Annotated in this window: 18 protein-coding genes; 7 read left to right on the forward strand and 11 right to left on the reverse strand. The window is 67.1% G+C overall.

What is annotated here, in order from left to right; all coding sequences use genetic code 11:
* Positions 1 to 30: 30 nt before the first annotated feature.
* The 6 genes from KOR34_RS21630 to priA form a co-directional block, all read right to left on the reverse strand.
* Entirely contained in the window at positions 31 to 1,329 is a 1,299-nt protein-coding gene (locus KOR34_RS21630) for a glycosyltransferase family 4 protein (protein WP_146568172.1), read from the reverse strand.
* On the reverse strand, positions 1,326 to 1,715 hold the full coding sequence (locus KOR34_RS21635) for a hypothetical protein (protein WP_146568174.1): 390 nt from the start codon (positions 1,713 to 1,715) through the stop codon (positions 1,326 to 1,328). The genes KOR34_RS21630 and KOR34_RS21635 overlap by 4 nt, the downstream gene beginning before the upstream one ends.
* An 84-nt stretch (positions 1,716 to 1,799) precedes the next feature.
* The gene (locus KOR34_RS21640) at positions 1,800 to 3,374 is read right to left on the reverse strand and encodes a sodium:solute symporter family protein (protein ID WP_146568176.1); all 1,575 of its coding nucleotides are present in this window, start codon (positions 3,372 to 3,374) and stop codon (positions 1,800 to 1,802) included.
* Positions 3,371 to 3,601, reverse strand: a complete 231-nt coding sequence (locus KOR34_RS21645; RefSeq protein ID WP_146568187.1) for a DUF3311 domain-containing protein — start codon at positions 3,599 to 3,601, stop codon at positions 3,371 to 3,373. The genes KOR34_RS21640 and KOR34_RS21645 overlap by 4 nt, the downstream gene beginning before the upstream one ends.
* A gap of 245 nt (positions 3,602 to 3,846) precedes the next feature.
* Positions 3,847 to 5,691 (reverse strand): sensor histidine kinase, encoded by a 1,845-nt coding sequence (locus KOR34_RS21650; protein WP_146568189.1) that lies wholly within the window; start codon positions 5,689 to 5,691, stop codon positions 3,847 to 3,849.
* A 159-nt stretch (positions 5,692 to 5,850) separates the two neighbouring features.
* Positions 5,851 to 8,160: a replication restart helicase PriA gene (gene priA / locus KOR34_RS21655; RefSeq protein ID WP_228714736.1), complete on the reverse strand. Its 2,310-nt coding sequence runs from the start codon at positions 8,158 to 8,160 to the stop codon at positions 5,851 to 5,853.
* Between the two features lie 231 nt (positions 8,161 to 8,391).
* On the opposite strand from priA, the gene nadD reads away from it, so the two are divergent.
* Entirely contained in the window at positions 8,392 to 8,943 is a 552-nt protein-coding gene (nadD, locus tag KOR34_RS21660) for a nicotinate-nucleotide adenylyltransferase (RefSeq protein ID WP_228714747.1), read from the forward strand.
* 281 nt (positions 8,944 to 9,224) lie between these two features.
* On the opposite strand, the gene KOR34_RS21665 is transcribed toward nadD, so the two are convergent.
* Both KOR34_RS21665 and alaS read right to left on the reverse strand, forming a co-directional pair.
* Complete coding sequence (locus KOR34_RS21665) at positions 9,225 to 9,590, reverse strand: hypothetical protein (RefSeq protein WP_146568192.1); 366 nt, start codon at positions 9,588 to 9,590, stop codon at positions 9,225 to 9,227.
* A 181-nt stretch (positions 9,591 to 9,771) separates the two neighbouring features.
* On the reverse strand, positions 9,772 to 12,597 hold the full coding sequence (gene alaS / locus KOR34_RS21670; RefSeq protein ID WP_146568194.1) for an alanine--tRNA ligase: 2,826 nt from the start codon (positions 12,595 to 12,597) through the stop codon (positions 9,772 to 9,774).
* Between the two features lie 202 nt (positions 12,598 to 12,799).
* On the opposite strand from alaS, the gene KOR34_RS21675 reads away from it, so the two are divergent.
* The 4 genes from KOR34_RS21675 to KOR34_RS27215 all read left to right on the forward strand — a co-directional run bounded on the left by KOR34_RS21675 (position 12,800) and on the right by KOR34_RS27215 (position 17,308).
* Positions 12,800 to 14,224 (forward strand): PhoPQ-activated pathogenicity-related family protein, encoded by a 1,425-nt coding sequence (locus KOR34_RS21675; RefSeq protein ID WP_146568196.1) that lies wholly within the window; start codon positions 12,800 to 12,802, stop codon positions 14,222 to 14,224.
* Between the two features lie 245 nt (positions 14,225 to 14,469).
* On the forward strand, positions 14,470 to 16,653 hold the full coding sequence (gene recQ / locus KOR34_RS21680) for a DNA helicase RecQ (protein WP_146568198.1): 2,184 nt from the start codon (positions 14,470 to 14,472) through the stop codon (positions 16,651 to 16,653).
* Positions 16,654 to 16,852: 199 nt separating this feature from the next.
* A complete protein-coding gene (locus tag KOR34_RS21685) occupies positions 16,853 to 17,110 on the forward strand; it encodes a hypothetical protein (RefSeq protein ID WP_146568199.1) in 258 nt (85 codons plus the stop codon).
* A gap of 54 nt (positions 17,111 to 17,164) precedes the next feature.
* On the forward strand, positions 17,165 to 17,308 hold the full coding sequence (locus KOR34_RS27215) for a hypothetical protein (RefSeq protein ID WP_228714737.1): 144 nt from the start codon (positions 17,165 to 17,167) through the stop codon (positions 17,306 to 17,308).
* 54 nt (positions 17,309 to 17,362) lie between these two features.
* Here KOR34_RS27215 and KOR34_RS21690 read toward each other — a convergent pair whose 3' ends face one another.
* The 3 genes from KOR34_RS21690 to KOR34_RS21700 form a co-directional block, all read right to left on the reverse strand.
* A complete protein-coding gene (locus KOR34_RS21690; RefSeq protein WP_146568201.1) occupies positions 17,363 to 18,721 on the reverse strand; it encodes an SBBP repeat-containing protein in 1,359 nt (452 codons plus the stop codon).
* Between the two features lie 196 nt (positions 18,722 to 18,917).
* Entirely contained in the window at positions 18,918 to 20,411 is a 1,494-nt protein-coding gene (locus tag KOR34_RS21695) for an alpha-L-fucosidase (RefSeq protein ID WP_146568202.1), read from the reverse strand.
* Positions 20,412 to 20,512: 101 nt separating this feature from the next.
* Positions 20,513 to 21,178 carry an endonuclease III domain-containing protein gene (locus KOR34_RS21700; protein ID WP_146568204.1) on the reverse strand — a complete coding sequence of 222 codons (666 nt, stop codon included), beginning with the start codon at positions 21,176 to 21,178 and terminating at the stop codon, positions 20,513 to 20,515.
* Positions 21,179 to 21,377: 199 nt separating this feature from the next.
* Here KOR34_RS21700 and KOR34_RS21705 point away from each other — a divergent pair, with 199 nt between their 5' ends.
* Positions 21,378 to 22,646: a 2Fe-2S iron-sulfur cluster-binding protein gene (locus KOR34_RS21705; protein WP_146568206.1), complete on the forward strand. Its 1,269-nt coding sequence runs from the start codon at positions 21,378 to 21,380 to the stop codon at positions 22,644 to 22,646.
* Positions 22,647 to 22,852: 206 nt separating this feature from the next.
* Positions 22,853 to 23,827 carry a multiheme c-type cytochrome gene (locus KOR34_RS21710; RefSeq protein WP_197531657.1) on the forward strand — a complete coding sequence of 325 codons (975 nt, stop codon included), beginning with the start codon at positions 22,853 to 22,855 and terminating at the stop codon, positions 23,825 to 23,827.
* The last annotated feature ends 112 nt before the right edge of the window (positions 23,828 to 23,939 follow it).

Below are 23,939 nucleotides of genomic sequence, written 5' to 3' on the forward strand. Positions count from 1 at the left end.
CTGCCGGAACAGCGCTGCGCTTGTTCCGGCCTACGCCTTGCTCGCCGCCAGCTCTTGATACAGACTGACCGTCTCGCGCGCCATCCGCTCGTCGTGGTAGTGGTCGTGCACCACGCCGTGGCCCTCGTCGGACAGCTGCTTGGCGAAGGCCCGCTCGGTCAGCAGGCGGGCGATCTGGGCGGCCAGGGCGTTGACGTCGCCTGGGGGGAACAGCAGGCCGCCGCCGGTGTGGCGGACAAACTCCGGGAACGCGCCGTGCTCCGGCAGCACCAGCGGCACGCCGTTGGCCAGCGCCTCGATGGCGGGCAGGCCTTTGCTCTCGCGGTACACGGTGGGCGTGCTGAACACGTCGAGCGACTTGAGGAACGTTAGCTTCTGGTCGCGGTCCAGTTCGCCGAGGTACTCGAACCGGCCGGCCAGCGGTCCGCTGTTGGCCTGCTCGGTGACCGCCGAAAGGTAGGCCCGGTCCGCCTTGCCGAGGTAGCCGGCCGCCTTGACGCGGAAGTCGAGGTCGGGCCGCGACGCCGCCAGGTGGGTGCAGGCCTCGACCAGCAGGTGCAGGCCCTTGTCGTGGCAGATGCGGGCCAGGTAGCCGACGGTCTGCGTTGGGGACCCCTGGTCGTCGTCGGGCTTGCCGTGCCCTTCCAGGTTCAGCCCGTGGGGGATCACGTGCACCTTCTGCCGGTCGACGCTGAGGTAGTCGGCCATGAAGTCGGCGTAGTACCCGTTCAGCGCGGTGAAGGCCTGGACCTCCGCCGCTCGCTCGCGGAGCAGTTCGCGCGCCTGCTCGTAGTGGGGCGGCCTTAGCGCCTCGAGGAAGATGTCCTCGCCGGACAGTGCGCAGACCACCGGCGGTCCGCACCGCTCGTTGATCCGACGCGCCATGCCGATCAGCATCGAGTTGGACAGGTGCACCACGTCGGGCTTGATCTCTTCCAGCAGCCAGTCGACCAGCTCGTCGAGCTGGGCGGCCTGGTTGCCGAGCTCGCCCTGGAGCATGCTGACGGTCATGCCGCCCAGCTTGGCCGGGTCGACGCTGCCCGCGCCGCGGGTGACGTAGCTCAGGAAGCCCGGCCGGTCGAGCAGCCCGGTCAGCCACCGCGGCATCAGCCGGAACAGCCGCGAGGTCTGCAGCAGGTACGCGTTGACGCCGCCCATGAACACCCGGTTGTGGCTGACGTCGACCGCGTCGGTCCGGATGGGCGTGTAGGTGGGGACCAGCACCACGTCCTCGCCCTGGCGGAGCATGGCCGCGGCCAGCGTGTTGTCGTGCAGGCAACTGCCGCAGTACATCCCAGCGGCGCCGGCGGCGATGTAGGCGATCTTCACGGGCGGGGCAACTGGGGATTAACCACGGAGGGCACAGGGGTCACGGAGCAGACTGAGCGCCACTTTGTGCCCCACGCAATCGATGGATAGGGGCGGACCTGAAAGCGAAGCGGCAATAAGCATTCTTCAAGGAAGGTGACGTTGAGCGCACTGACTCCCTTCTCAGTCTCGGCAGAAATGCCCTTCACCCAGCGGAGCTCTAGGTTGCCAGCTGCTTCCTTGCCCCTCCACCATCGCAGTATGACTTCCGTGTCGTGTGGCCAGACTTCGAAGAGGATCCGGTTCTCGTCGACCTCGGCATCGAATCGAGTGTACACCTCGTCGGATTCCTCGGGGTCGCACTCAAAGACCCATAAGAACTCCCAATCATCTGGAAATGGGTCCATCGGCTTGCGATCTCATCTCGGCGTCCTCCGTGCCCTCTGTGGTGCACGTCGCTACGGATCCCACAGCTGGCGAGAGGAATCAGCTTATGCCTTCTCCGGGAAGAACTTACGCAGTGTGGCCGGGTCGGGTTTGGGGGTCACGAGCGACACCGCCACCAGCGCCACCGCCGACGCGACGAAGATGGGCGCCACCGGCTGCAGCTTGTAGACGGCCTCGCCCAGGGTGAGGTCGAAGGTGTAGTCGCGGTCGGCGCCGAACCGCGAGTCGTAGAACAGCCAGCTCCACATGCCGATGGCGGTCAGGATGCACGCGTACGCGCCCGCCTTGGTGAGCCCCCGCCAGTACAGCGCGGCGAACACCAGCGGGAACAGGGACGAGAAGCCGCTGAAGCTCCACACGCCCAGGTTGAACACGCTCTTGTTGTTGCTCAGGCTCAGCAGGTAGGTGACCGCGACGATGCCGATAATGAAGCCGCGGGTGGTAATCACCTGCGCGCGGTCGGAGAGGGGCTGCTTGCGGTAGTGGTTGACGATGTCGGTGCTGAACATGGTCCCCAGGCAGAGGAACTGGCTGTCGAGCGACGACATAATGGCCGCCAGCACGCCGGCCGCCAGGAACCCGCCCAAGAGGGCGCTGGTCTGCGTCTTGACCAGGAAGGGCAGGATAGCGTTGGGGTTCACGGCGTCGGTCCCCGGCACCTTGGGCAGCGGCGGGCGGTCCGGCATGAGGCTGGTGGTCGCCCAGATGCCGATCAGGATGCACGGCACCCAAACGATCATGATGAAGATCGGGTGCGCCACCACGGGCAGTTTGAAGCTCTCGGCGCTCTTGGCGGTGAGCCAGTGCTGGAACAGGTGGGGGAACATGCCGACCGAGAACGGCACGAACAGGTAGGTGAAGAACTCGGTCTTGGACATCGCGATGCGGGTCGCCTTGTCGGGCGGCACCGCCGCGCTCAGCTTCTGCATGTTGGCCAGCAGGCTGTCCTCGCCGCCCAGCTTGTTGGCGATGACGCAGAACGTCACCACGCCGAGGATCATGAACACGGCCGTCTGGAACGCGTTGGCCCAGGCGGTGCCACGCATGCCGCCGAAGAACACGTACACCAGCACCACCCCGCAGATCATCAGCATGCCGTACTTGGGGGGGATGCCGCCGCTGGTGCCGGGGCTGGCGGTCGGGAACAGGTCCGGGAAGGCGCCGGCGGTCATCGCCTGCATCACCGTGCCGCTGGAGATCACCCCCACCAGCAGGTAGGGCACCACCAGCCCGACCAGGATGGGGAACAGCAGCACGCCGATCTTGTCGCTCGCCAAGCGGTCGCGGAAGAACTGCACCTGGGTGCTGTAGCCGTGCCGGCGTCCCAGCCGCCAGAGCTTGATGCCCAGCAGGAAGAAGCAGAGGGAGTGGATGATGCCGCTGGACGAGGCCATCAGCCCGTACACGCCGATGCCGGCGGTGTACGCCTCGCCGGTCGAGCCGACCAGCGCGAACGCGGTCATCGTGGTCCCGAACAGCGACATCAGCAGCAGGAACGGCCCGATGGAGTGGCTGGCGAGCTGGAAGTCCTCCTTCGATCCGGAGAACAGCCGGCTGGCCGAGAGCCCCAGCAGCACCAGCAGCCCGAGGTAGCAGCAGATAACGATCAGCTCGGTCACTTGGCGGCCTCCTCAGCGTTGGGCGCCGCGGCGATCTCGGCGAGGTCGTCGTCCCAGCAGAAGCGGGTCGCGAGGAACCAGACGACGCTGGCCGCGATCGAGATGCACGCGTGGTAGAACAGGCCGATCGGCATGAACCCGAACACGAGGTAGTCGTCGTCCCAGAACCAATTGTCCTGGTGGATCACCACCAGCAACAACACTAGCGCCCAGACAAGCTTTCGCATGAAAACCGCCAGTCAATGAAGTTGTGCAACGCCAAGGAACGCCGCGGGGGAGTGTCGAGGAGCCGCTAGTCTAACAGAACCGGCCGCGGGAAGGGCAGGGCGGTCGTGGGCCGCGTGGTTGGGTTCGGCCACATGACAGGCGTGCGGGCGGGGCCAACTTGGGGCGGCCGCAAGCGGCTGACTTAGGCGGCGGGGCGCGCAACACGCCCTGCCGATTGAACAGCGCGGGGCGGCAGGGGTTCCGCTTAATCTGTCGCGAGCGTGGTGCGGGTCAGCTCGGCGACCTCCTGCTGCAGGTGGGCCTCCATGTTCTGGTTGGCCGACACCTTCCACGGCAACAGCACGGTGAAGGTGCTCCCCTTGCCCAGCACGCTGGAGAGCGACACCTCGCCGCCCAGCAGGCGGCAGAGCTCGCGGACGATCGACAGCCCCAGGCCGGTGCCGCCCTGCTCGCGGGTCATGGCGCTGCCCTGCGGCTGCGCAGACCCGCCCTGGCGGAACTTCTCAAACACGATCGCCTGGTCGTCCTCGCTGATCCCCACGCCGGTGTCCTCGACCGTCAGCCGGGCGATGTGGCCGTCGTGCCGGGCGGCGCGGACGATGATCCGCCCGCCCTCGGGGGTGAACTTGATGGCGTTGGACAGCAGGTTGTTGAGGATCTGCTGCACCTTCCCCTGGTCCTGCCGCATCATCGGCAGGTCGGGGTCGAACTCGCAGTCGAGGTCGATGTTCTTGCGCTCGGTGAGCGGGCGGGCCATGTCGCACTGGGCGCTGACGACCGCGTCGATGCGGAAGTCGGTCGGGCGGATGTCCATCTTGCCCGACTCCATCTTGGCCAGGTCGAGGATGTCGTTGATCATCTCCAGCAGCATCCGCCCGCTGCGTTGGATGTTGGACACGTAGCGCTGCTGCTTTTCACTCAGCCCGTCGACGCCGGCCAGCACGTCGGAGAAGCCGAGGATGCTGTTGAGGGGGGTGCGCAGCTCGTGGCTCATGGTGGCCAGGAAGTCGCTCTTCAGGCGGTTCATCTCGAACAGCCGCATGTTGGCCTGGGCGATCTGGTCGATCTTGGCGTCGAGCTCCTCGTTCACTTCTTGCAGCGCGTCCTGCTGCCGCAGCAGCCGCCGCAGCATCCGGTTGAACGACGCGGCCAGCTCCTCGAACTCGTCGCCGGTCTGGATCTCGGCGCGTTGCTCGACGTCGCCCTCGCGGACCGCGTTGGCCACGTCGCGGAGGTGCTGCACCGGCTTGACGATCACGTAGCGGATGATGAAGTACAGCAGGAACATCGAGATGAAGCCGATGACCACCGCAGCGGTCCACATCCACGCCCTGAGGCTGGCGAGCACCCCCCGCGCGTCCTCCTGATCGACCTCGACACAGATCACGGCGAACAGGTCGCCCTCGGCGAGGTTGGGCCGCGGGATATGACCCACCGCGCCGATCTTGTGGCAGTCGATGCAGCTCCGGTCGGTGTACAGCGGACTGTAGTAGCGGTACTTCTGCTCTCCGTCCACGATTACCTGCGCGTCGACGTACTCGCCGGGCGAGCGCGGGTCGGAAGCGTCGTTGGGGTCGGTCTTGACGGGCGGGCGCGACGAGTTGAGGATCGGCGCCAGCAGCTCCCATTCGTACTCGTACTGGCTCGGGCGTTTTTCACCCGGAAAGTAGTAGACGTAGCCCGGTTTGCCGCTGGGGACGATCTCGCCGGTTGGTGGCAGGTCTTCAACGGCGTTGGAGAAAGGGAGGATGGCGAACCACTGGAAGTCGCTGCCGATGGTCTTGCTGCTGTTGTAGACCTGGTCGAAGTACCCAGCGGATGTCTTGGTCTCCTCGTCGACGTTGGCGGCCGTTTCGGCGTAGTCCTTGTCGAGTCGCTCCTTCATGTAGAAGTGCTCTTCGAGCCACGCGGCGCGGACCAACTCGGGCCCCAGCTTCCGGTCGCTCTCGTCGACCAGCTCGTCCATCCGCAGGCCGTAGTAGTAGAAGCAGAGGAAGAGCAGCAAACCCAGCGACATTCCAAACCAGAGCAGGCACTTCCGCTCCAGGTTGGACTCGCCGAGGACGCGTTTGAAGCTCTCGTAGGACATTGCCAGCGGGCGATCGGTGAGGGGACGCGGGGCTCAGGTATCTTAGGGAGACTGCACAGCCCGACCAATGGCATTGTAGGGCCTGCAGGCGCCCGAGGGGGCGCTTGGCGGCCGGTAGATCCGTGGGTTTTCACGGCGAATCCGCTGAGGGGCCGGCCGCTACATCATCTCCCAGGGGTCGACGTCCACCACCCAGCGGACCCCCTCCGGCGGCGTTAGTTTGGCCAGGGCCGCCTTGACCGCGGCCTTGAGCCGCGGCCCGTCGGGGTGCGTGGCCTGCAGGTGGTAGCGGAACTCGCCCCGCAGCTTGGCGATGGGCGCCGGCGCCGGGCCGCGTAGCCGCAGCGGATCGTCGGGTTGCTGCTGCTCGAGCTGGCCCCACGCGGCGCGGATCTCGGCGACCGCCTGGTCCGCCACGGCGCTGGTTTGGCTCTCGTTCTCGCCGCGGCACACGAACCGGATCATCGACCCGAAGGGCGGGTAGCCCAACGCCTCGCGCTGCGGCAGCTCGGTGCGGGCGAAGGCGCCGTAGTCGTGCCGCGCGGCGGCGGCGATGGCCGGGTGCTCGGGGTCGAAGGTCTGCACCAGCACGCGGCCCCCCTTCTCGCCGCGGCCCGTGCGGCCGGCGACCTGCGTGACGAGGTGGAAGGTGCGCTCCCCGGCGCGGAAGTCGGGCCAGTTGAGCGCCGTGTCCGCATTAATCACGCCCACCACCGTGACGTTCGGGAAGTCGAGGCCCTTGGCGATCATCTGCGTGCCCAGCAGCACGCCGTACTCGCCCCGGCGGAACGCGTCGAGCGCCTGCTCGTGGCTGCCGGGACGGCGCATGGTGTCGGCGTCCATCCGCAGGCAGCGGGCCTTGGGGAACCGGGCCTGGACCTCGGCCTCCAGCTTCTGCGTGCCGAGGCCGCCGTAGCGGATGGCGGGGCTGCGGCAGTCGGGGCACGCGCGGGGCGGCGCCTGGCGGTGGTCGCACCAGTGGCACAGCAGGATCTGTTCGTGTCGGTGGAACGTGAGGGCGATCTCGCACTCGGGGCACTTGGCCGAGGCGCCGCAGGCGGGGCACTGCACGTGGGTGGAGAACCCGCGGCGGTTGAGCAGCAGGATCGCCTGCCCGCCGTCCCGCAGCGCGTGCTCCATCGCCTGCTGCAGCGGGCGGCTGATGGAGCCGCGGCGGTTCTGGTCCTCGCGGAGGTCGACCAGCCGCACGGCGGGCATCGGCCAGTCGTTCACGCGGCGGGGCATCGACAGCAGACGGTACTCGCCGCTGGCGGCCCGCTGCCACGACTCGAGCGACGGCGTGGCGCTGCCCAGGATGAGCGGCACGTTCTCGTCCGCCGCCCGCTGCTGGGCCACGTCCCGCGCGTGGTACCGCGGCGCCGAGTCCTGCTTGAAGGTGGTCTCGTGCTCCTCGTCTACGACGATCAGCCCCAGGTCGGGCGTGGGGGCGAACACCGCGCTGCGGGCGCCGACCACCACCTGCACCTCGCCGGCGGCGATCCGCTTCCAGTGCCGGTGGCGCTCGACGTCGGTCAGGTGGCTGTGCAGCACCGCGATGTGGTCGAACCGGGCGCGGAACCGCCCCACGGTCTGCGGCGTGAGACTGATCTCCGGCACCAGCACAATCGCCTGCCGGCCGAACGAGACCACCTTCTCGATCGCCTGGATGTAGACCTCGGTCTTGCCGCTGCCGGTGACGCCGTGGATCAGCAGCGTGCTGTGCTGCGCGGCGTCCAGCTCGCGGTGGATCTCCGTGAGCACCGCGGTCTGATCGTTGTTGAGCTGCTTGGGCGTCTCCCGCTGGACCTCCAGCGCCGCCAGCTCTCCCTGGTCGAGGCGCTCGACGCTCGACTCGATAAGGCCCTGCTTGCGGAGCGTGTTGATGGGCGCCGACGTGCAGCCGACGCGGGTGGCGAGCTGTTTGAGCGTCAGCGGCTTGGGGCTGGCCGCCAACGCCTGCAGCACAGCCCGCTGCTTGTCGGTCACGTCGAGCGTGGTCAACCGAGCGGCGACCCGCGTAGGGAGCGACAGCAGCGTCATCTCCCGCGTGCCCGCCTGCCCCCGCACGCCCGCCGGCACGACCGCCTCCAGCACCTGCCCCCACGGGCAGAGGTAGTAGTCGGCCATCCAGCGGGTGAGCCGCAGCATGTGCGGCGTGAGCAGCGACTGCTTGTCGAGCACGCCCGCGACGGACTTCAGCTTGCGGCCCGGAGCTTCCTTCACGCCCAGGGCAACGCAGTAGCCGACCGCGGTGCGGTTGCCCCGGCCGAACGGGACCCGCACCCGGCGTCCCACCTCCAGCAGCGTCTCCGGCCGGCGGGCGTCGAGCAGCTCGTCGGGCACGAGGTAGTCGTACTGGTTGTCCGGGCCGGTGGTCAGCACCACGGTGGCCAGCATCTGCTGCGCAGCCGCGTCCAGCTCCCAGGGGGCGGGGTCATCGTCGAACAGCGATTGCTGGCTGTTGGCCAAAGGGGCAAAGCAACTGTGAAAATTGGAACTAGGAAAGTCGCGCTCCTGAACCACGGAAGCGCAAAGGCACAAAGGATAAGAACCTGGTAGAGCGTTCTATTTGGTGTCTTGGCGCCTTCGTGGTTGTAGCTTCGCGGCATGACTCTGGCGCCGCTACCGACTACGATAGCGGCTTGACCCACCAACCCACCACCCACATCGAACGGCAGACCCCTGACCAACCGCATCGGCATCTTCGGCGGCAGCTTCGACCCGGTGCACCACGGGCATCTGGCGCTCGCCCGTGCGTGCCGTGACGCGGCCGGTCTGGACGAGGTGTGGCTGGTCCCCGCCGCGGTGCAGCCGCACAAACCACACGGGCCGGTCGCCTCGAATGAAGACCGCCTGACGATGCTCCGCCTGGCGACCGACGCCGACCCTACGCTGCGGGTCAGCGACCTGGAGATCGCCCGCGGCGGCGTCAGCTATACGGTCGACACGCTCCGCGCGGTCCACGCCGACCGCCCCGACGCCGAGCTCTACCTGTTGATGGGCGCCGACACGCTGGCTGACTTGGCCAAGTGGCGCGAGCCCGAGGCAATCCGCCAGCTCGCCAGCCTGCTGGTCGTCCACCGCCCCGGCGAACCGCTGCCCGATGGCGAAGGCTTCACCGTCGTGGAGATGCCGCTGTCGGACCTCAGCAGCAGCGAGATCCGCCGGCGTGTCGCCGCTGGAGAATCAATAGATGGCATGACGCCCGAGCAGGTCGTGTCCTACATCGCAGATCGCGGGCTCTACCGGTAGGCCGGAACAAGCGCCAGCGCCGTTCCGGCGGGAGTCGCTCTCGTCAAACCGGAGTGAACCACGAAGGGCACAAAGAGGAGACGTGCTGTTTCCTTCGTGCTCTTCGTGTCCTTTGTGGTTCAGCTTCAGTAGGCAGTTGATCTGCCGGAACTGCGCTGCCGCTTGTTGCCGGCTTACGCGGAGATGTGCCGCCGCGATGCCAATAAAAAAGCCCCGCCGGGCGGGGCTGTGGTTTCTGCTGGATGACTGACCCCCGGCGTGAACGCTGGGGCTTGGCTCGATTAACCCTGCACGGCCGCGGTGCGGTTGGCGTGGTTCTTCAGCGGCAGCGCGAAGTGTGAGCCCGAAAGGGTCTGCTCGCACTTGGTGTTGGCGCCGCACAGGCGGAGGGCGCCGCCCTGGGCGGTGAGCTTGCTGCGGAGCTCGTCGAGCTGGCTGGCCAGCTGCTCCGGCATCGCCTGCAGGTCGTCCAGCTCAACGACCAGGCGGTAGGTGAAGTGCCGCGAGCAGATCTCCCACATCTCGTCGACCAGGTGCTCGGTCGGCGACCCGGCCGAGGTCTTGGGCAGGCGTACGAAGAGCCAGTTGGGCCCGCGGTCGATGCGGCAGTGTTGGCCCAGCAGGCTGGGCGCCAGGGTAGCAGCCATCTTGTTCGCTCCGTCGTCAAAAAGGGGGGAGGAGTTGCTCCGTCTTTGTGGCGGGCGGCGCGACGCGCAGGACGCGCGTCGGGAAAGAATGCGGCGCTCGGCCGACCGCCCGGCAACACCGCTCATGTTACGCGGCCGGCCGAAGAAGGGGCAAGCCGTGTTTCCGCTTTTTGATTGCGCGCTAACGTTCTAGCATTTCAGCGGCGGTGGCCTTGGCGACCGTCATCGCCTCGGGCAGCTTGGTCGGCTGCTTGCCGCCGGCCTGCGCCATGTCGGGGCGGCCGCCGCCGCCGCCGCCTACCGCCTGCGCGACCGGGCCGATCCACTTGCCGGCGCTGAAGCCGCGGTCCTGCAGGTCCTTGGTGATGCCGGCCACCAGCGTGACCTTGCTGTCGCCTTGGGTGGATGCTAGCAGCACCGCGGCGGGCTGGGTCTTTTGCCGCACGGCGTCGATCAGCTTGCGCATCATGTCGGGCGTGGCGCCGGGCGTCTCGGCGACGACGAGCGTCACGCCGTCGAGCGCCTCGGCCTGCTCCAGCAGGATGTCGGCTGACAGCGGGCCGGCCGCCTCGCGCTCGTCGAGCTGCTGCTCGAGCGACGCGATCTCCGCCAGCAGCGCCTCGACGCGGGCCGGCACGTCGTGCAGGCCGACCGACAACTGCCGCGCGGCCTCCGAAAGCGACAGCTTCTTCTGCTCGTGCGACGTGGCGGCCTGCGAGTCCGACTTGTACTTCGCGGCGCCGCTGTGGCCGCCGCCGGCGATCGCCTTCTTGAGCGACTTCTGCTGCTCGAGCAGGGCGCTCACGGCGCTGGCCAGGTCGCCCGGCCCGACGCCCAGCAGCTTGGCGGCGGCGTCGGCCGCCCGGTCGATGTCGTGCACCAGGTCGTCGGCCCGCTTGCCGGTCAGGGCGACGATGCGGCGGGTGCCCGCGGACACGCCCTCCTCGCTGAGGATTTCAAACGCGGCGACCTGGGCGGTGTTGGTAAGGTGGGTGCCGCCGCAGAGCTCGCGGCTGAACGCGCTCTCGGCGATCGGGCCCATCGACACCATCCGCACCGGGTCGGGGTACTTCTCGCCGAACAGCATCATCGCGCCCTGCTTGCGGGCGTCGGCCAGGGGGAGCGTCTGCCACTCGACCGGCGCGCCGGACGCGACGTACTGCTTCACGTCGGTGGCGATGGCCGACAGCTCGTCGGCGCTGACGGGCGAGAGGTTCGTGAAGTCGAACCGCAGCCAGTCGGCGTCGACCTTCGATCCCTGCTGCTGGGCGTGGCTGCCCAGGTGCTTCTGCAGCGCGTGGTGCAGCAGGTGGGTGGCGGAGTGCGCCCGGGCGATGGCCGCGCGGCGGTCGGGGTCGACGACCGCCTTGACCTTGTCGCCGCCGACAATCTTGCCGCTCCGCAGGTGGCCGGCGTGGATGAACAGCTGGCCGTCCTTCTGGGTGTCGATCACCTCGAACTCGAAGTTCTTGCCCACCAGCCGGCCGGTGTCGCCCACCTGGCCGCCCGACTCGCCGTAGAACGGCGTCTTGTCCAGCACGACGCGCACCAGGTGCTCGTGGCCGATCTCTTCCATCGAGTCGCAGAGGTGATCCTCGGGCGGCTTGCCGGCGATGATCCCGGCGATGGTCGCGTCGCACTCCAGGGCGTCGTAGCCGACGAACTCGGTCTTGTGCAGCGCCCGCTTGAGCGAGTCGACGGGGCCCTTGGAGTCCATCACGCTGTGCGCCAGCTTGCCGGATGCCTCGCCGTGCTCGTCCATCGCCTTTTCGTAGCCGGGCCAGTCGAACGCCAGGTTGTGCTCGGCGGCGAGCGACTCGAACAGCTCGGGCGGCACGCCGTAGGTCTGGTACAGGTCGGCCGCCACGCCGCCGTCGACCTTGAGGCGGTTGTCACGCCGCATCTCGTCGAACACGCTCTCGATGCGGCTGAGGCCGCCATCGATGGTGCCGAAGAAGTTGGCCTCTTCCTTGGCGATCACGTCGCTGACCCGCTTGGTGGTCTCTTTCAGCTCGGGGTAGGCGCTGGCCATGGCGTCAACCACCGCCGGCACCAGCCGGCACAGGAACGGCTCGCGCATGCCGAGCTGGTGCCCGTCCAGCACAGCGCGGCGGAGCAGCCGTTTGACGACGTACTTCTCCTTGTTCGGGCCGGGGTAGACGTTCTCGTGCACGGCGAAGGTGCAGGCCCGCACGTGGTCGGTGATCCGCCGCAGCCGGCGGCCGTCCTCGCCCTCGTACTGGTACTTGACGCCGCACACCTCGGCGGCGGAGTGGACGATCGGCAGCAGGGTGTCGATGTGGAAGTTGGTCTCGACGTCCTGCAGCGCGGCGGCGGTCCGCTCCAGGCCCATGCCGGTGTCGATGTTCTTGCTGGGCAGCGGCCGCAGGTTGTCCGGCGGGTCGCCCACGCGGTTGAACTGCGTGAACACTAGGTTCCAGATCTCCAGCTCCTCGCGGCCGGGGGCGGTGTAGTAGATCTCGCTGCACGGGCCGCAGACGCCGTCGGGGCCCTGGCTGGGGGCGCTGGCGGGCCAGAAGTTCTCGTCCTCCTCCTCGAACGAGATCCGCGCGGTCGGCAGGCCGATCTCCTGGTTCCAGATGTCGGCCGCCTCTTGGTCGTCCTTGTAGACCGTGACGCTCAGCGTGTCCGGCGACAGGCCGAGCCACTTCTTGTCGGTCAGGAACTCCCACGCCCAGTGGATCGCGTCCCGCTTGAAGTAGTCGCCGAAGCTGAAATTGCCCAGCATCTCGAAGAAGGTGTGGTGCCGGGGCGTGCGGCCCACGTTGTCGATGTCGCCCGTCCGCATGCACTTCTGGCAGGTGGTGGCGCGTGTGTAGTCCAGCTTCACCTTCCCCAGGAAGTGGTCCTTGAACTGGTTCATGCCCGCCGGCGTGAACAGCACGCTGGGGTCCCAGGTCGGCACCAGCACGTCCGACGCGACGCGGGTGTGGCCCTTGGACTCGAAGAATTCGAGGTACTTCTCGCGGAGTTCGTTCGTTTTCATAGAAGCAGGGGATTGGGTGGGCGGTCACCCGGGCGGGTGATAGCAGCGGTGGGGGTCGCGTCCGTTTCGGCAGGCCGCTCGCAAACCGCGATGATACCGCATTGCCCGCCGCTCTGGCAGGCCGACGCCGCGGCTGGCGACCGCCGTTTGGGTCCGGTATTCTCGTAACCCGGGGGTGGGCCCCAACCCGAAAGCCGGAACCATGACCTACACGACCCTCCGCACCGCCCGGTGGGCAGCCGCCAGTCTGGCGGCCGCCCTTTCCGCCCTGCCGCCGCAGGCCGCCTGGGCCGAGCCAGCCATGACCACCGCCGCCCCAACCACCGCCCGCCAGACCACGGCCCTCGATCGTTACGTCGAGCTGCCGGACCCCGAGTACGGGTGGCGGCTGGTTGAGCGGAACGAGCACGCGGCCGGCGTCGAGCTGATCGCCGAGCTGACCTCACAGGCCTGGCGCAGCCCCGACGAGGTCAGCCAGAGCGTCTGGAAGCACGCGATGACGATCGTCATCCCGCGGGGCGCCGATCCCAAGACGGCCATGCTGTTCATCTCCGGCGGACGCAACGGCGGCGAACTTCCCGACGGCGCCAGCGGGCACACCCGCACCGTGGCCCTGGCGACCGGCAGCATCGTGGTCGAGCTGGGCATGGTCCCGAACCAGCCGCTCGAGATCGGCGGCGACGGCGTCCCCCGCACGGAGGACGGTCTGCTGGCGCGCTCCTGGAACAAGTACCTCGAGACCAAAGACCCGACCTGGATCGCCCAGCTGCCGATGGCCAAGTCGGCCGTCCGCGCGATGGACGCCGTGCAGGAGATCCTGCAGCAAGAGGCGCCCGAGCTGCCGGTCGAGCGGTTCGTCGTGGCGGGCGCGTCGAAGCGGGGCTGGACCACCTGGCTGACCGCCGCGGTCGACCCCCGCGTGGCGGCCATCGCGCCGATCGTGATCGACGTGCTCAATGTCGACGAGTCGATGCGTCGCCACCACGCCGCCTACGGCGGCTGGTCGCCCGCTCTGCGCGACTACGAGGAGCAGGGCCTGGCCGGGCTGTTCCTGGAGGACCGCGGGCGGGAGATCCTCAGCCTGGTCGACCCGTACGAGTACCGCGATCGGTTCACCATGCCCAAGTGTGTGATCAACGCCACGGGCGACGAGTTCTTCCTGCCGGACTCGTCCGAGTTCTACTTTGACGACCTGCCGGGCGAGAAGCACCTGTGCTACGTGCCCAACGCCGGGCACTCGCTCAAGGGCTCCAACGCGCTGGACACGCTGGTGGCGTTCCACCACAGCGTGGTGCACGGCGTCGAGCGGCCGTCGATCGACTGGCGCCGCGACGCCGACGGGCAGGTCTGCGTGAGCTGCTCGGCGGAGCCGAAACGGCTGACCCTGTTCCAGGCCGAGAACCCCGACGCCCGCGACTTCCGCAAACCGGTCATATGCGACGCCTACCAGCCGCAGCCGCTGGAGGTCGACGACAATCGTCAGGCGTTCGTCGAGCTCGACGCGCCCGGCAAGGGGTGGCGGGCCAGCTTCGTGCAGGCGGAGTTCGACATCGGCGCCCCCACGCCGCTGCGCGTGACCACACCGGTGTGGGTCACGCCCGACACGCTGCCGCATGCAGAGGAGTAAACAACTTTTCCCTCCCTTGCCGGGGGAGGGGCTAGGGGAGGGGGCTCGGGTGTCTGTCAGGGACAGTGGTCCTGTACTGAGCAGTGCACCGGCTTCTTAGTCACGGGTCGACGGTTGCTAGCGGACAATCAACCCCCTCCCTAGATCCTTCCCCTGCCGGGGAGGGAGATGAACGTCGTCGAAATCCTTCAGCCATCACCACGGTCGACTTAGCCCCACTAGAACGAACGAGTCTCTTTACGTCGATGCAGGAAGCGACCGAACACACCGAGCAACTCGCCGAGGCGCTCCTCAGCTACTGGGGCTACGACTCCTTCCGCCCGCTGCAGCGGGAGGCGATGGAGTGCGGCATGACCGGCCGCGACAGCGTCGTGGTGCTGCCGACCGGCGGGGGCAAGTCGCTCTGCTACCAGGCGCCGGCCGCGTGCCGCGACGGGGTGGCGGTGGTGGTGTCGCCGCTGATCTCGCTGATGAAGGACCAGGTCGACGCGCTAACCGCGTGCGGCATCCCCGCCGCGGCGCTCAACAGCACGCTGTCGACCGAAGAGAAACGCGACATCACCCAGCGGCTCCGCGAGGGCGAGATCAAGCTGCTGTACGCCGCGCCCGAACGGTTGTTGCTCGACGGCACGCTCACATTCCTCACGCAGCTGAACGTGTCGTTCGTCGCGATCGACGAGGCCCACTGCATCAGCGCCTGGGGGCACGACTTCCGCCCGGAGTACCGGGGGCTGAAGGTGCTGCGCGAGGCGCTGCCGCAGGTGTCGATGCACGCCTACACGGCGACCGCGTCGGAAAAGGTGCGGCAGGATATTGCGTCGCAGCTCGAGCTGCGCGACCCGGCCATGCTGGTCGGCTCGTTCGACCGCCCCAACCTGGTGTACCGCGTCCGTCGGGCGAACCAGAAGCTCAAGCAGATTACCGACCTGGTCGACCGCCACCGCGGCGAGTCGGGCATCGTGTACTGCATCAGCCGCAAGGAGGTGGAGCGCACCGCCGAGGCGCTCCGCGGGCTGGGCGTTCACGCCGCGCCGTACCACGCCGGCCTGTCCGACCAGGAGCGCCACCGCAACCAGGAGGACTTCATCGAGGACCGGGTGCAGGTGATCGTGGCCACCGTGGCGTTCGGCATGGGCATCGACAAGCCCGACGTGCGGTTCGTCGCGCACACCGGGCTGCCGAAGTCGGTCGAGCACTACCAGCAGGAGAGCGGCCGCGCCGGCCGCGACGGGCTGAAGTCCGACTGCCTGCTGCTCTTCAGCCCGGGCGACGCCAACACCTGGCGGCGGATGCTCGCCTCGTCGGACGACCAGCAGTCGTTCAACTCGGCGATGCAGGCCCTCAACCACATGTGCGACTACGCCAACAGCGTCACGTGCCGGCACAAGTCGCTGGTGGAATTCTTCGGCCAGGCCTACGAGAAGGACAACTGCGGCGCGTGCGACGTCTGCCTGGCGGAGCTGGAAACGGTCGACGAGCCGCTGGTCCTCGCCCAGAAGATCGTGAGCTGCGTAGCGCGGCTCGACCAGCGGTTCGGCGGCGACTACACGTCCAAGGTGCTCGCCGGTTCGGGCGAGGCGCGGATCCTCAGCTCCGGGCACGACCGCCTGAGCACCTACGGCCTGCTGAAGGAGTATAAGCCGCCGGTGATCCGCGACTGGATCGAGCAGCTGGTCGGCCAGGGCTACCTGCAGAAGGAGGGCGAGTACGACGTGCTGCAGATCACCGAGACCGGCCTGCAGCTCCTCAAGGGCGACGCCCAGCCCCGCCTGCTCCGCCCGTCGGCGCCCGCCGCGCGGCAGAAGAAGAAAGCCAGCGGCGACGACTGGGAGGGGGTCGACCGCAAGCTGTTCGAGAAGCTCCGCACCCTCCGCGGCGAGCAGGCCGCCGAGCGGGGCGTGCCGGCCTACATCGTGTTCGGCGACACCGCGCTGCGTGACATGGCCCGGCTGCGGCCTGCGACGCTCGACGCGTTCTCCAACGTGAAGGGCGTCGGGGCGAAAAAGCTCGAAGACTTCGGCAAGCTATTTGTCGACGCCATCGCCGACTACTGCCGCGCCAACGACGTCGCGCCCGCCGACCCTGCGCCCACGGTCGCCGCCCGCTACGCTGCGTCCGAAGACGACAGCCCCTCGCTGCCCGCCGTGGCCGCCTTCCGGCACTTCCGCGAGGGCCTCAGCATCGAAGAGACCGCCGCCCACTTAGCCAAGGCGAACTCCACGGTCGTGGGCTACCTGAACCAGTACCTCCAGCACGAGCAGATTACCGACCCGACGCCCTGGGTCGAGCGGGGCCTGGCCCTGCGGATCGAGGACGCCATCGAGCAGGTCGGCCTCGGCCGGCTCAAGCCGATCTACGAGCACCTCGGTGGCGACGTCGGGTATGACGAGATCCGGATCGTGGCGAGTTGTGTAGCGAACCGGGGGTAAACGGCTATTCTCTCTTCGGGATCGATTGCATGCAGCTCCGTCTGCGACTCTGTGGCGTACTTTTCGCGCTGGCAGTTATTGTCAGCTGCGATGGATGCACTCAGCGGCCCAACCCTCCGCAGGTCGATCCCCTGGTGGCCGGCGTGGATCCATTTCCCCCGTTTCCGAGTTCACAGAGGTGCGGGCACGGATCGAGAGTGTGGACGGCCCCGACACCGTGTGGATTGATATCCCGCGCAACCGGTGGCACGGCGTCGTCGACGCGTTCCTTCCATCTGCGGCGGATCCAGAGCCGGTGCCTTGGGAGATTTCGGGATGGGTTGAAATCGTAACCGCCACGGAAACTGTACGCGTGATGTTCTCCGCAGGCGATGATGTGCTCTTTCGCGTTAAGGATCAGTACTACCAGGGCGGTGACGGCGAGGAACTGTTGCGGCAGTTGTCAGATGCCAGGTAGCACCAGGAAGAGAAGGAGAGCTGAGCATCGCTCTGGCCCCTCTACCGGGATTAGATGAGCAGGAAGCCTCGGTACGCCATTCTGAGCATCGACCTGTGGGCCCACGGCTCTGGCCTGCACCGCAGCGCATGTGCCGTCTGCCTTTATCGCCGAACGATGGAGAGCGGCGAGGCGATTCTTCAGTCGTTGCTCGGGTAAGTAAGAGAGTGGCCTTTGTGTCGAAGTTGGACCTGAGCTGTGAAACTCTCGGGGTTAGCCGAGCTTGTTGAACGTCTGTTTCTGTCGTGCTCCCCGCTTTCCCCTTATTGGTAGAGTTAGGCTGACGCAGGCGAATACCCCTAACAGCACTGAATGGGGTTCGGGAACAGGGTCAGAAAACTTTGCTAAGAAGGCGTCGCTACTGCCCGCGTTGGGTCCGCTAAGAGAGCCGTCAGTGCGTCCCGACAAGTAAACGCCTCCAAAACCATCCACGCTGACCCTGAAGCCGGAATCGATTCTTGTCGTGCCGAATTGCTCCGTCCACACTAGATTCCCCTCGTCGTCGTACTTCGCCAAGAAGGCATCGGACGGGCCTGCGTTAGCGTTTGCGAGGTCGCCCGAAGTATGTCCAGAGAGATAGACGTTTCCAAATCTGTCTGCACTTACTCCGCCGTTTACATCGAGCCGCGAAGTGCCGAGTTGTCTTGTCCAGAGCAAGTTTCCCGCTTGGTCTAGCTTGCTCAAGAAGACGTCTCTGGTTCCTCCAGCATGCATCCCGCCAAGGTCGCCTTCGGTCGATCCAGAGATATAGACGTTTCCAAGTCCGTCGACGCTTACACTATTGCTCTCATCCAATCCAACTGTGCCGAGTTGCTGGACCCAAAGGCGGTTTCCTGATGCATCATACTTGCTCACAAATGCGTCAGTCTGGCCAGCATTTGCTCCACCGAGTGATCCAAACGTAAATCCCGATATGTAGACATTCCCGAGCCCATCAGAGCTGACGCCAAAGCTCTGATCTATTCGTGACAAGCCGATTTGCTCGGTCCAGAGAAGTTTACCGTCGGAGTCGTACTTGCTTACGAATCCATCGTATGAACCAAAGTTTTCGGCCCCGAGGGCCCCAGCCGTAGAGCCGGAGACGTAGACTCCACCAAGGCGATCAGCCGTCACGCCCCAGTCTTCGTCGCTAGCGTTTGAGCCGAGTTGCTCAGTCCACAGGAGGTTGCCCGCCGAATCGAATTTACTCAGGAATACGTCGTAGCTACCCGCGTTGACGCCTCCTAGATCCCCGCGTGTGTGACCCGAGACATAAACGTTTCCTAGGCCATCCGCGCTCACTCCACGACTGTAGTCGTTGGCTATTGAACCCAGTTGACGAGTCCAGAGTAAATCGCCCGCACTGTTAAACTTGCTGACAAACGCATCGCTAATTCCAGCGTTGGGCCCGCCTAGATCGCCCTCCGTGTACCCCGATATGTAGACGTTGCCTAGCCCATCTGCGCTGGTGCCCCAACTATCATCTCGCCCAGCGGAGCCGATTTGTTTGATCCAATCGAGTGTAACTGCGTTAGTCGAACTAAAGGACAAGAAGTAGAGAGTAGTGGTGAGAATAAGAACTTGTCGATTCATTAGGTCGCCTTCTTAGGTGTAGTCGTCCGCGATGCAGGATGAGATTCAACGATCCGGTTTTCGCAATCTTTACATTGGCCGATGCGAGGGTTCATTGTACCAAATAACGGGCGGTCAATGACTGTGACGGGATCCGCTATGCCTTTCGCCAACGCGGCAGGTGAACTGAAAACTGCCGAATTGGCTTGTGATAGACTCACTGCAGGGTTTCAACGGTGACCTTGTAGACGATGGCCAGCTCATTCGGCGCCGTGTCCGGCGCCGTCACGCGGACGCCTTTCGCTGACTGCTCGAACTCGATCGGCGCGTCGGAGCCGAGCAGGGTGACGCTGGCCACGTTGGGCTGATCGGCGCCGTCGGCGGCAAAGCCCTCCAGCAGCGTGGCCGCGCCGGCGCCGGGCCAGCCCATGACGACCGCGTACACATGGTCGCCGTTCTGCGTGTAGCGGACGTCGTTGGCGGTGTAGCCCTTGTCCAACGCGATGCCGCCGAAGTGGCCCTTGCCGGCGGTGGTGGGGCCGTGGCCGTAGGTCCTGAACGGGCGGGTGTTGTAGATCGCCTCGCCGTACTTGTCGAGCCACGCGCCCAGCTCGAGCAGCACCTTCTGCTGGTTGTCCGGGATGACGCCGTCCGCCCGCGGCGAGACGTTCAGCAGCAGCTGGCCGTTCTTGCTGACGATGTCGATCAGGCTGTGGAGCACGACCCGGGCGTCCTTCACGCGGAGGTTGTCGGTGTAGCACCAGCTGCCGAGGCTGATGGTGTCGTCGGTGAGCCAGGTGAACTCGGTCAGATCGCCCATGCCGCCCTTCTCCAGGTCCAGCACGCCGACGTCCTGCGGCAGGTCCTGCTGCTTGTACGTGACCAGCACCTGCTGACCCTCCTCGTCCGCCTGGTTGAAGTAGTGGGCCAGGAACCGCATCTTCTGCTGGTCGGGGATCTCGTCGAGCCAGCTGTCGAACCAGATCAGGTCGGGGCTGTAGTTGTCGATCACCTCGGTCAGCTTAGCCAGCCACATGCCGAGGAACTGGTCGCGGGGCATGTACCCATACAGCAGCGCGCGGTCCGGGTCGTCGAGCAACGCGGGGAAGTCGCGCTTGGCGCCGTCGTAGTGGCCGGTCCAGCTGCTCGGATCTGATGGTTGCTTCTGCCACAGGTTGTTCCGGGCGTGGTGGAAGGTGGCCACGACCTTTAGGTCGCGTTTGCGGGCCGCGGCGGCGATCTCGCCCATGATGTCGCGCTGCGGGCCGCGGTCGGCGGCGTTCCACGGCGTGACGGCGCTGTCCCACATGGCGAAGCCGTCGTGGTGCTCGGCGACCGGGCCTACGAACTTGGCGCCCGCCCGCTGGAACAGGTCGACCCACTCGTCGGCGTCGAAGTGCTCGGCGCGGAACTTCGGCACGAAAGCGTCGTAGGCGAACTCGGTCGGTTCGCCGTAGGTCTCGCGGTGGTGGCGGTAGACGCCGTTGTCACGCTGGTGCATGTTGCGCGGGTACCACTCGCTCCCGTGCGCGGGCACGCTGTACACGCCCCAGTGGAAGTAGATGCCGAACTTGGCGTCGCGGAACCACTCGGGCGCGGGCGTGTGTCGGCGTAGCGACTCCCAGGTGGGCTGGTACGGTTCCGCCGCCCAGGCGATTGAGGTAGTGCAGAGCAGCGTCAGGAAGAGCGCGAATCGGAGGCAGTGCTTCACGGGGGAACTCCCGATGTGGATGAGGCTGCGTGGCGCGGATCACGTGAAGCCCCATGATACCGTCGGCGGGATCGCGATGGCAGCGCGCCGGGGCCGTGCCGCTAGTTTGCCGGCCGGCTGTCGGGCAGCAGGCACTCCAGCGGGCAGCCCTCGCACTTGGGGGTCCGCCGGCAGTGCCGCTTGCCGACTTCAACAATCAATGCGTGGTACTCGTTGAACAGCGGCGCGTCGCGGGGCAGGGCGGTCTCGAAGAGCCGCTGAAGCTGGTCGTAGCTGGCGGTCGGCTCGGCCCACCCGTGCCGCTCCAGCACGCGGCGGGTGTAGGCGTCGATGACGAAGCTGGGGTGCTCGGCGGCGTACAGCAGGATCGAGTCGGCGGTCTCCGGGCCGACGCCGTGCAGGGCGAGCAGTTCTCGCCGCAGCTGGCCGGACGGCGTCTGCGCCAGCGACGCGGTGTCGCCGTTGTGCTCTTCGACCAGGTAGGTGAGCACGGCCGCCAGACGCTTCGCCTTCACCCGGAACACGCCCGCGGGGCGGATCAGCTCTTGCAACTCCTCGGCCGACAGCCGGTGCAGCGCGTGCGGGTCCAGCACCCCGGCGGACTTGATGCCGGCGATCGCCCGCTCGACGTTTTCCCAGCGGGTGTTCTGCACCAGCACCGCGCCGACGATCACCTCGAACGCCGTCTCCGCCGGCCACCAGCCCTGCGGGCCGTAGGCCGCAAGCAGGCGGTCGAAGATCTCGCGGATGGGCGGGGCGGATTCCATAGTGGCACGGTGGTCTCCACCGTGAGAGCGGGTTGGTTCTCGGCGGGGACCGCCGAGCTATAGAACGAACGCCAAGTGCTAGCACCGCCCTCGGCACTGTTATGGACGGCTTCTCCAGCTTGCTGAATAATGCCCGTCTTGCCAATGCTATCGTGGCCGGTGGTGTGTCCACCGGTTCCGCACGCACCGTTGGGGACGCATGGACGCATCCTTCCACCCGCTGCTGTTTGCCGCCGGCGCCGCCTCGTGCGCGCTGGTGCTGGTGGGGGGAGGGGGGATGGCGGCCTCGCTCTGGAAACGCCGCGCCGGAATCCGGCTGCGGCGGCGCGAAAGCCACTTGGCGTTCCGCGCCCAGGTAGAAGCCGCCGCCGAACGCGCCCGGGCGAACCTGAACCACGCGCTCGCCTGGCAGGGCGTCCGCCCGCTGAGGGTGGCGGCGGTGGTGGACGAGTGCGACGGCGTGAAGTCGTTCTACCTGGCGTCAACCGACGGGCGTCCGCTGCCCGCCTTCCTGCCCGGCCAGTACCTCACGCTGCACGTGCCGTGCTCGGCCGGCGGCAAGCCGGTGGTGCGGTGCTACTCGCTGTCCGACCGGCCGCGCGAGGAGTACTACCGCTGCACCATCAAGCGACAAGGCCCGCCGAGCGATGAGCCCGAGCTGCCGCCGGGCATCGGCAGCAACTTCCTGCACGACCACATCCGCACCGGCGATGTCATCCCGTGCGAGGCGCCCCGCGGGCCGTTCTACCTGTCCGCCGGCCAGCCCGGCCCGATCGTGCTGATCGGCGGCGGCATCGGGCTGACGCCGATGGTCAGCATGGCCAACACCGTCGCGCAGGCGAACCCCGGTCGCGAGGTCTACCTGTTCGCCGGGGTGCGCAACCGCCGGGAGTTCCCCTTCCGAGAGCACCTGCGTCGGCTGGCCGAGTCGCTCCCCAGCCTGCGGCTGTTCTGCGTCTACTCCCGCCCGGACCAAAACGATGTGGACCAGCACGACTTCCAGCACCAGGGTCGCATCACCGTGGACTACCTGCGTTCGGTGCTCCCCTCGTGCAACTTCCCGTTCTACCTGTGCGGCCCGCCGGCGCTGATGCAGGCGCTCGTGCCGGGGTTGCTGGAGTGGGGCGTGCCTGACGACCAGATCCACTTCGAGGCGTTCGGCCCGGCCAGCGTGCGGCTGCCGAGTCAACGCAACCCGGCCGCCGAGGCGATCGGCGAGCCGGTCCGGTTCGAGCGGCAGGGCAAGGAGTTCGTCTGGCAGGCGGGCGACGATTCGCTGCTGGACGTCGCGGTCAAGAACGGCGTGCCGGTGGAGTCCGGCTGCCGGGCGGGCAACTGCGGCCAGTGCGCGGTGAAAGTGCTCTCGGGCAGCGTCGCTACGCTGCGCACCCCGGGCGCCACCCCGCCAGAAGGCCACTGCCTGGCCTGCGTGAGCGTCCCCGACGGCCCGTTGGTGGTGGACGCGTAAGACGATTCATGAGTGAGAATTTGCGAATGCCGTCAGCAAAACAAATGGCCAAACCGCCTAGCTGGTTGCCCGTAGCCCTCGGCTCTGCCGGGGGATCGTTTGAAGCAGCGGATCCAGCCCGGCGCCATCCCCCGGCAGAGCCGGGGGCTACGAGTCACACGGCTCGCGGGCCGGAACTGCGCTGCGCGTGTTCTTGCCTGCTGGTGGTGTCGCTTGTTTGCGGCGGCGTGCAAGCTCAGGAAACCACAGAGCTTCCCCGGTGCGACCCTGCCAAGGTGCTCGGCGACGACGCGTGCGCAAAGTGCCATCAGCAGGAGATCAACCAGTGGCGGCTGACGCCCCACTACCGCACCTTCGACGTGCTGCACCGCAAGCCGGAGGCCAAGGAGATCGCCGATAAGCTTGGGCTGCGGTCGGTCAAGCGGAACGACACCTGCGTCCGCTGCCACTACACGCAGCAGGAGCAGCGGCCCGGCCGCGTGCGGGTGGTTGCCGGCGTGAGCTGCGAGTCGTGCCACGGCGCGGCGGCCGACTGGGTGAATCTGCACGCCGACTACGGCGGTCCTAACGCCACCAAGTCGTCGGAGAGCCCGCAGCACAAGCAGCATCGCCGCGAGGCGAGCGTCGCCGCCGGCATGAACAACCCATCGGACATCTACCTGATTGCTCGCCAGTGCCTGGGTTGCCACACCACGCCCGACGAGCAGCTGGTGAACGTCGGCGGGCACAACGCCGGCAGTCAGGGCTTCGAGCTGGTGAGCTGGTCGCAGGGCATGGTGCGGCACAACTTCCAACGCACCGACGGCCACACCAACGCCCCCAGCAGCGTCGAGCGGCTCCGCGTGATGTACCTGGTGGGCGCCATGGCCGACCTGGAGATGAGCCTCCGCGCTGCGGCCAAAGCAACCACCGCCTCGACCTTCGGCCAAACCGCCGCCGCCCGTGCCGCGCGGGTCAAGCAGCGGCTGTGGGAAGCCCAACGCCGACTGGACGACCGGCTGCTCGCCAAGGCGCTCGACGCGGTGTCCGACTTGCAGCTCACGCTCGACAACAGCGAGGCCATCGTACAAGCGGCCGACCGGGTTGGCCGAGTCGCGCAGGAGTTCTCACGGACCGCCGACGGCGCGACGCTGGGCGCCATCGACCCACTACTGCCGCCGCCGGGCCAGTACAAGAACTAACCGACTTACACCCACACCCTTAGTTCACCACAGAGGTCACAGAGAGCACGGAGTTATCAACAGCGAAATTCGTAGACTCTCGCTCTGTGTCCCCCGTGTCCCCTGTGTTTTA

The sequence above is a fragment of the Posidoniimonas corsicana genome (genome assembly GCF_007859765.1).
GTDB classification, from domain to species: Bacteria; Planctomycetota; Planctomycetia; order Pirellulales; family Lacipirellulaceae; genus Posidoniimonas; species Posidoniimonas corsicana.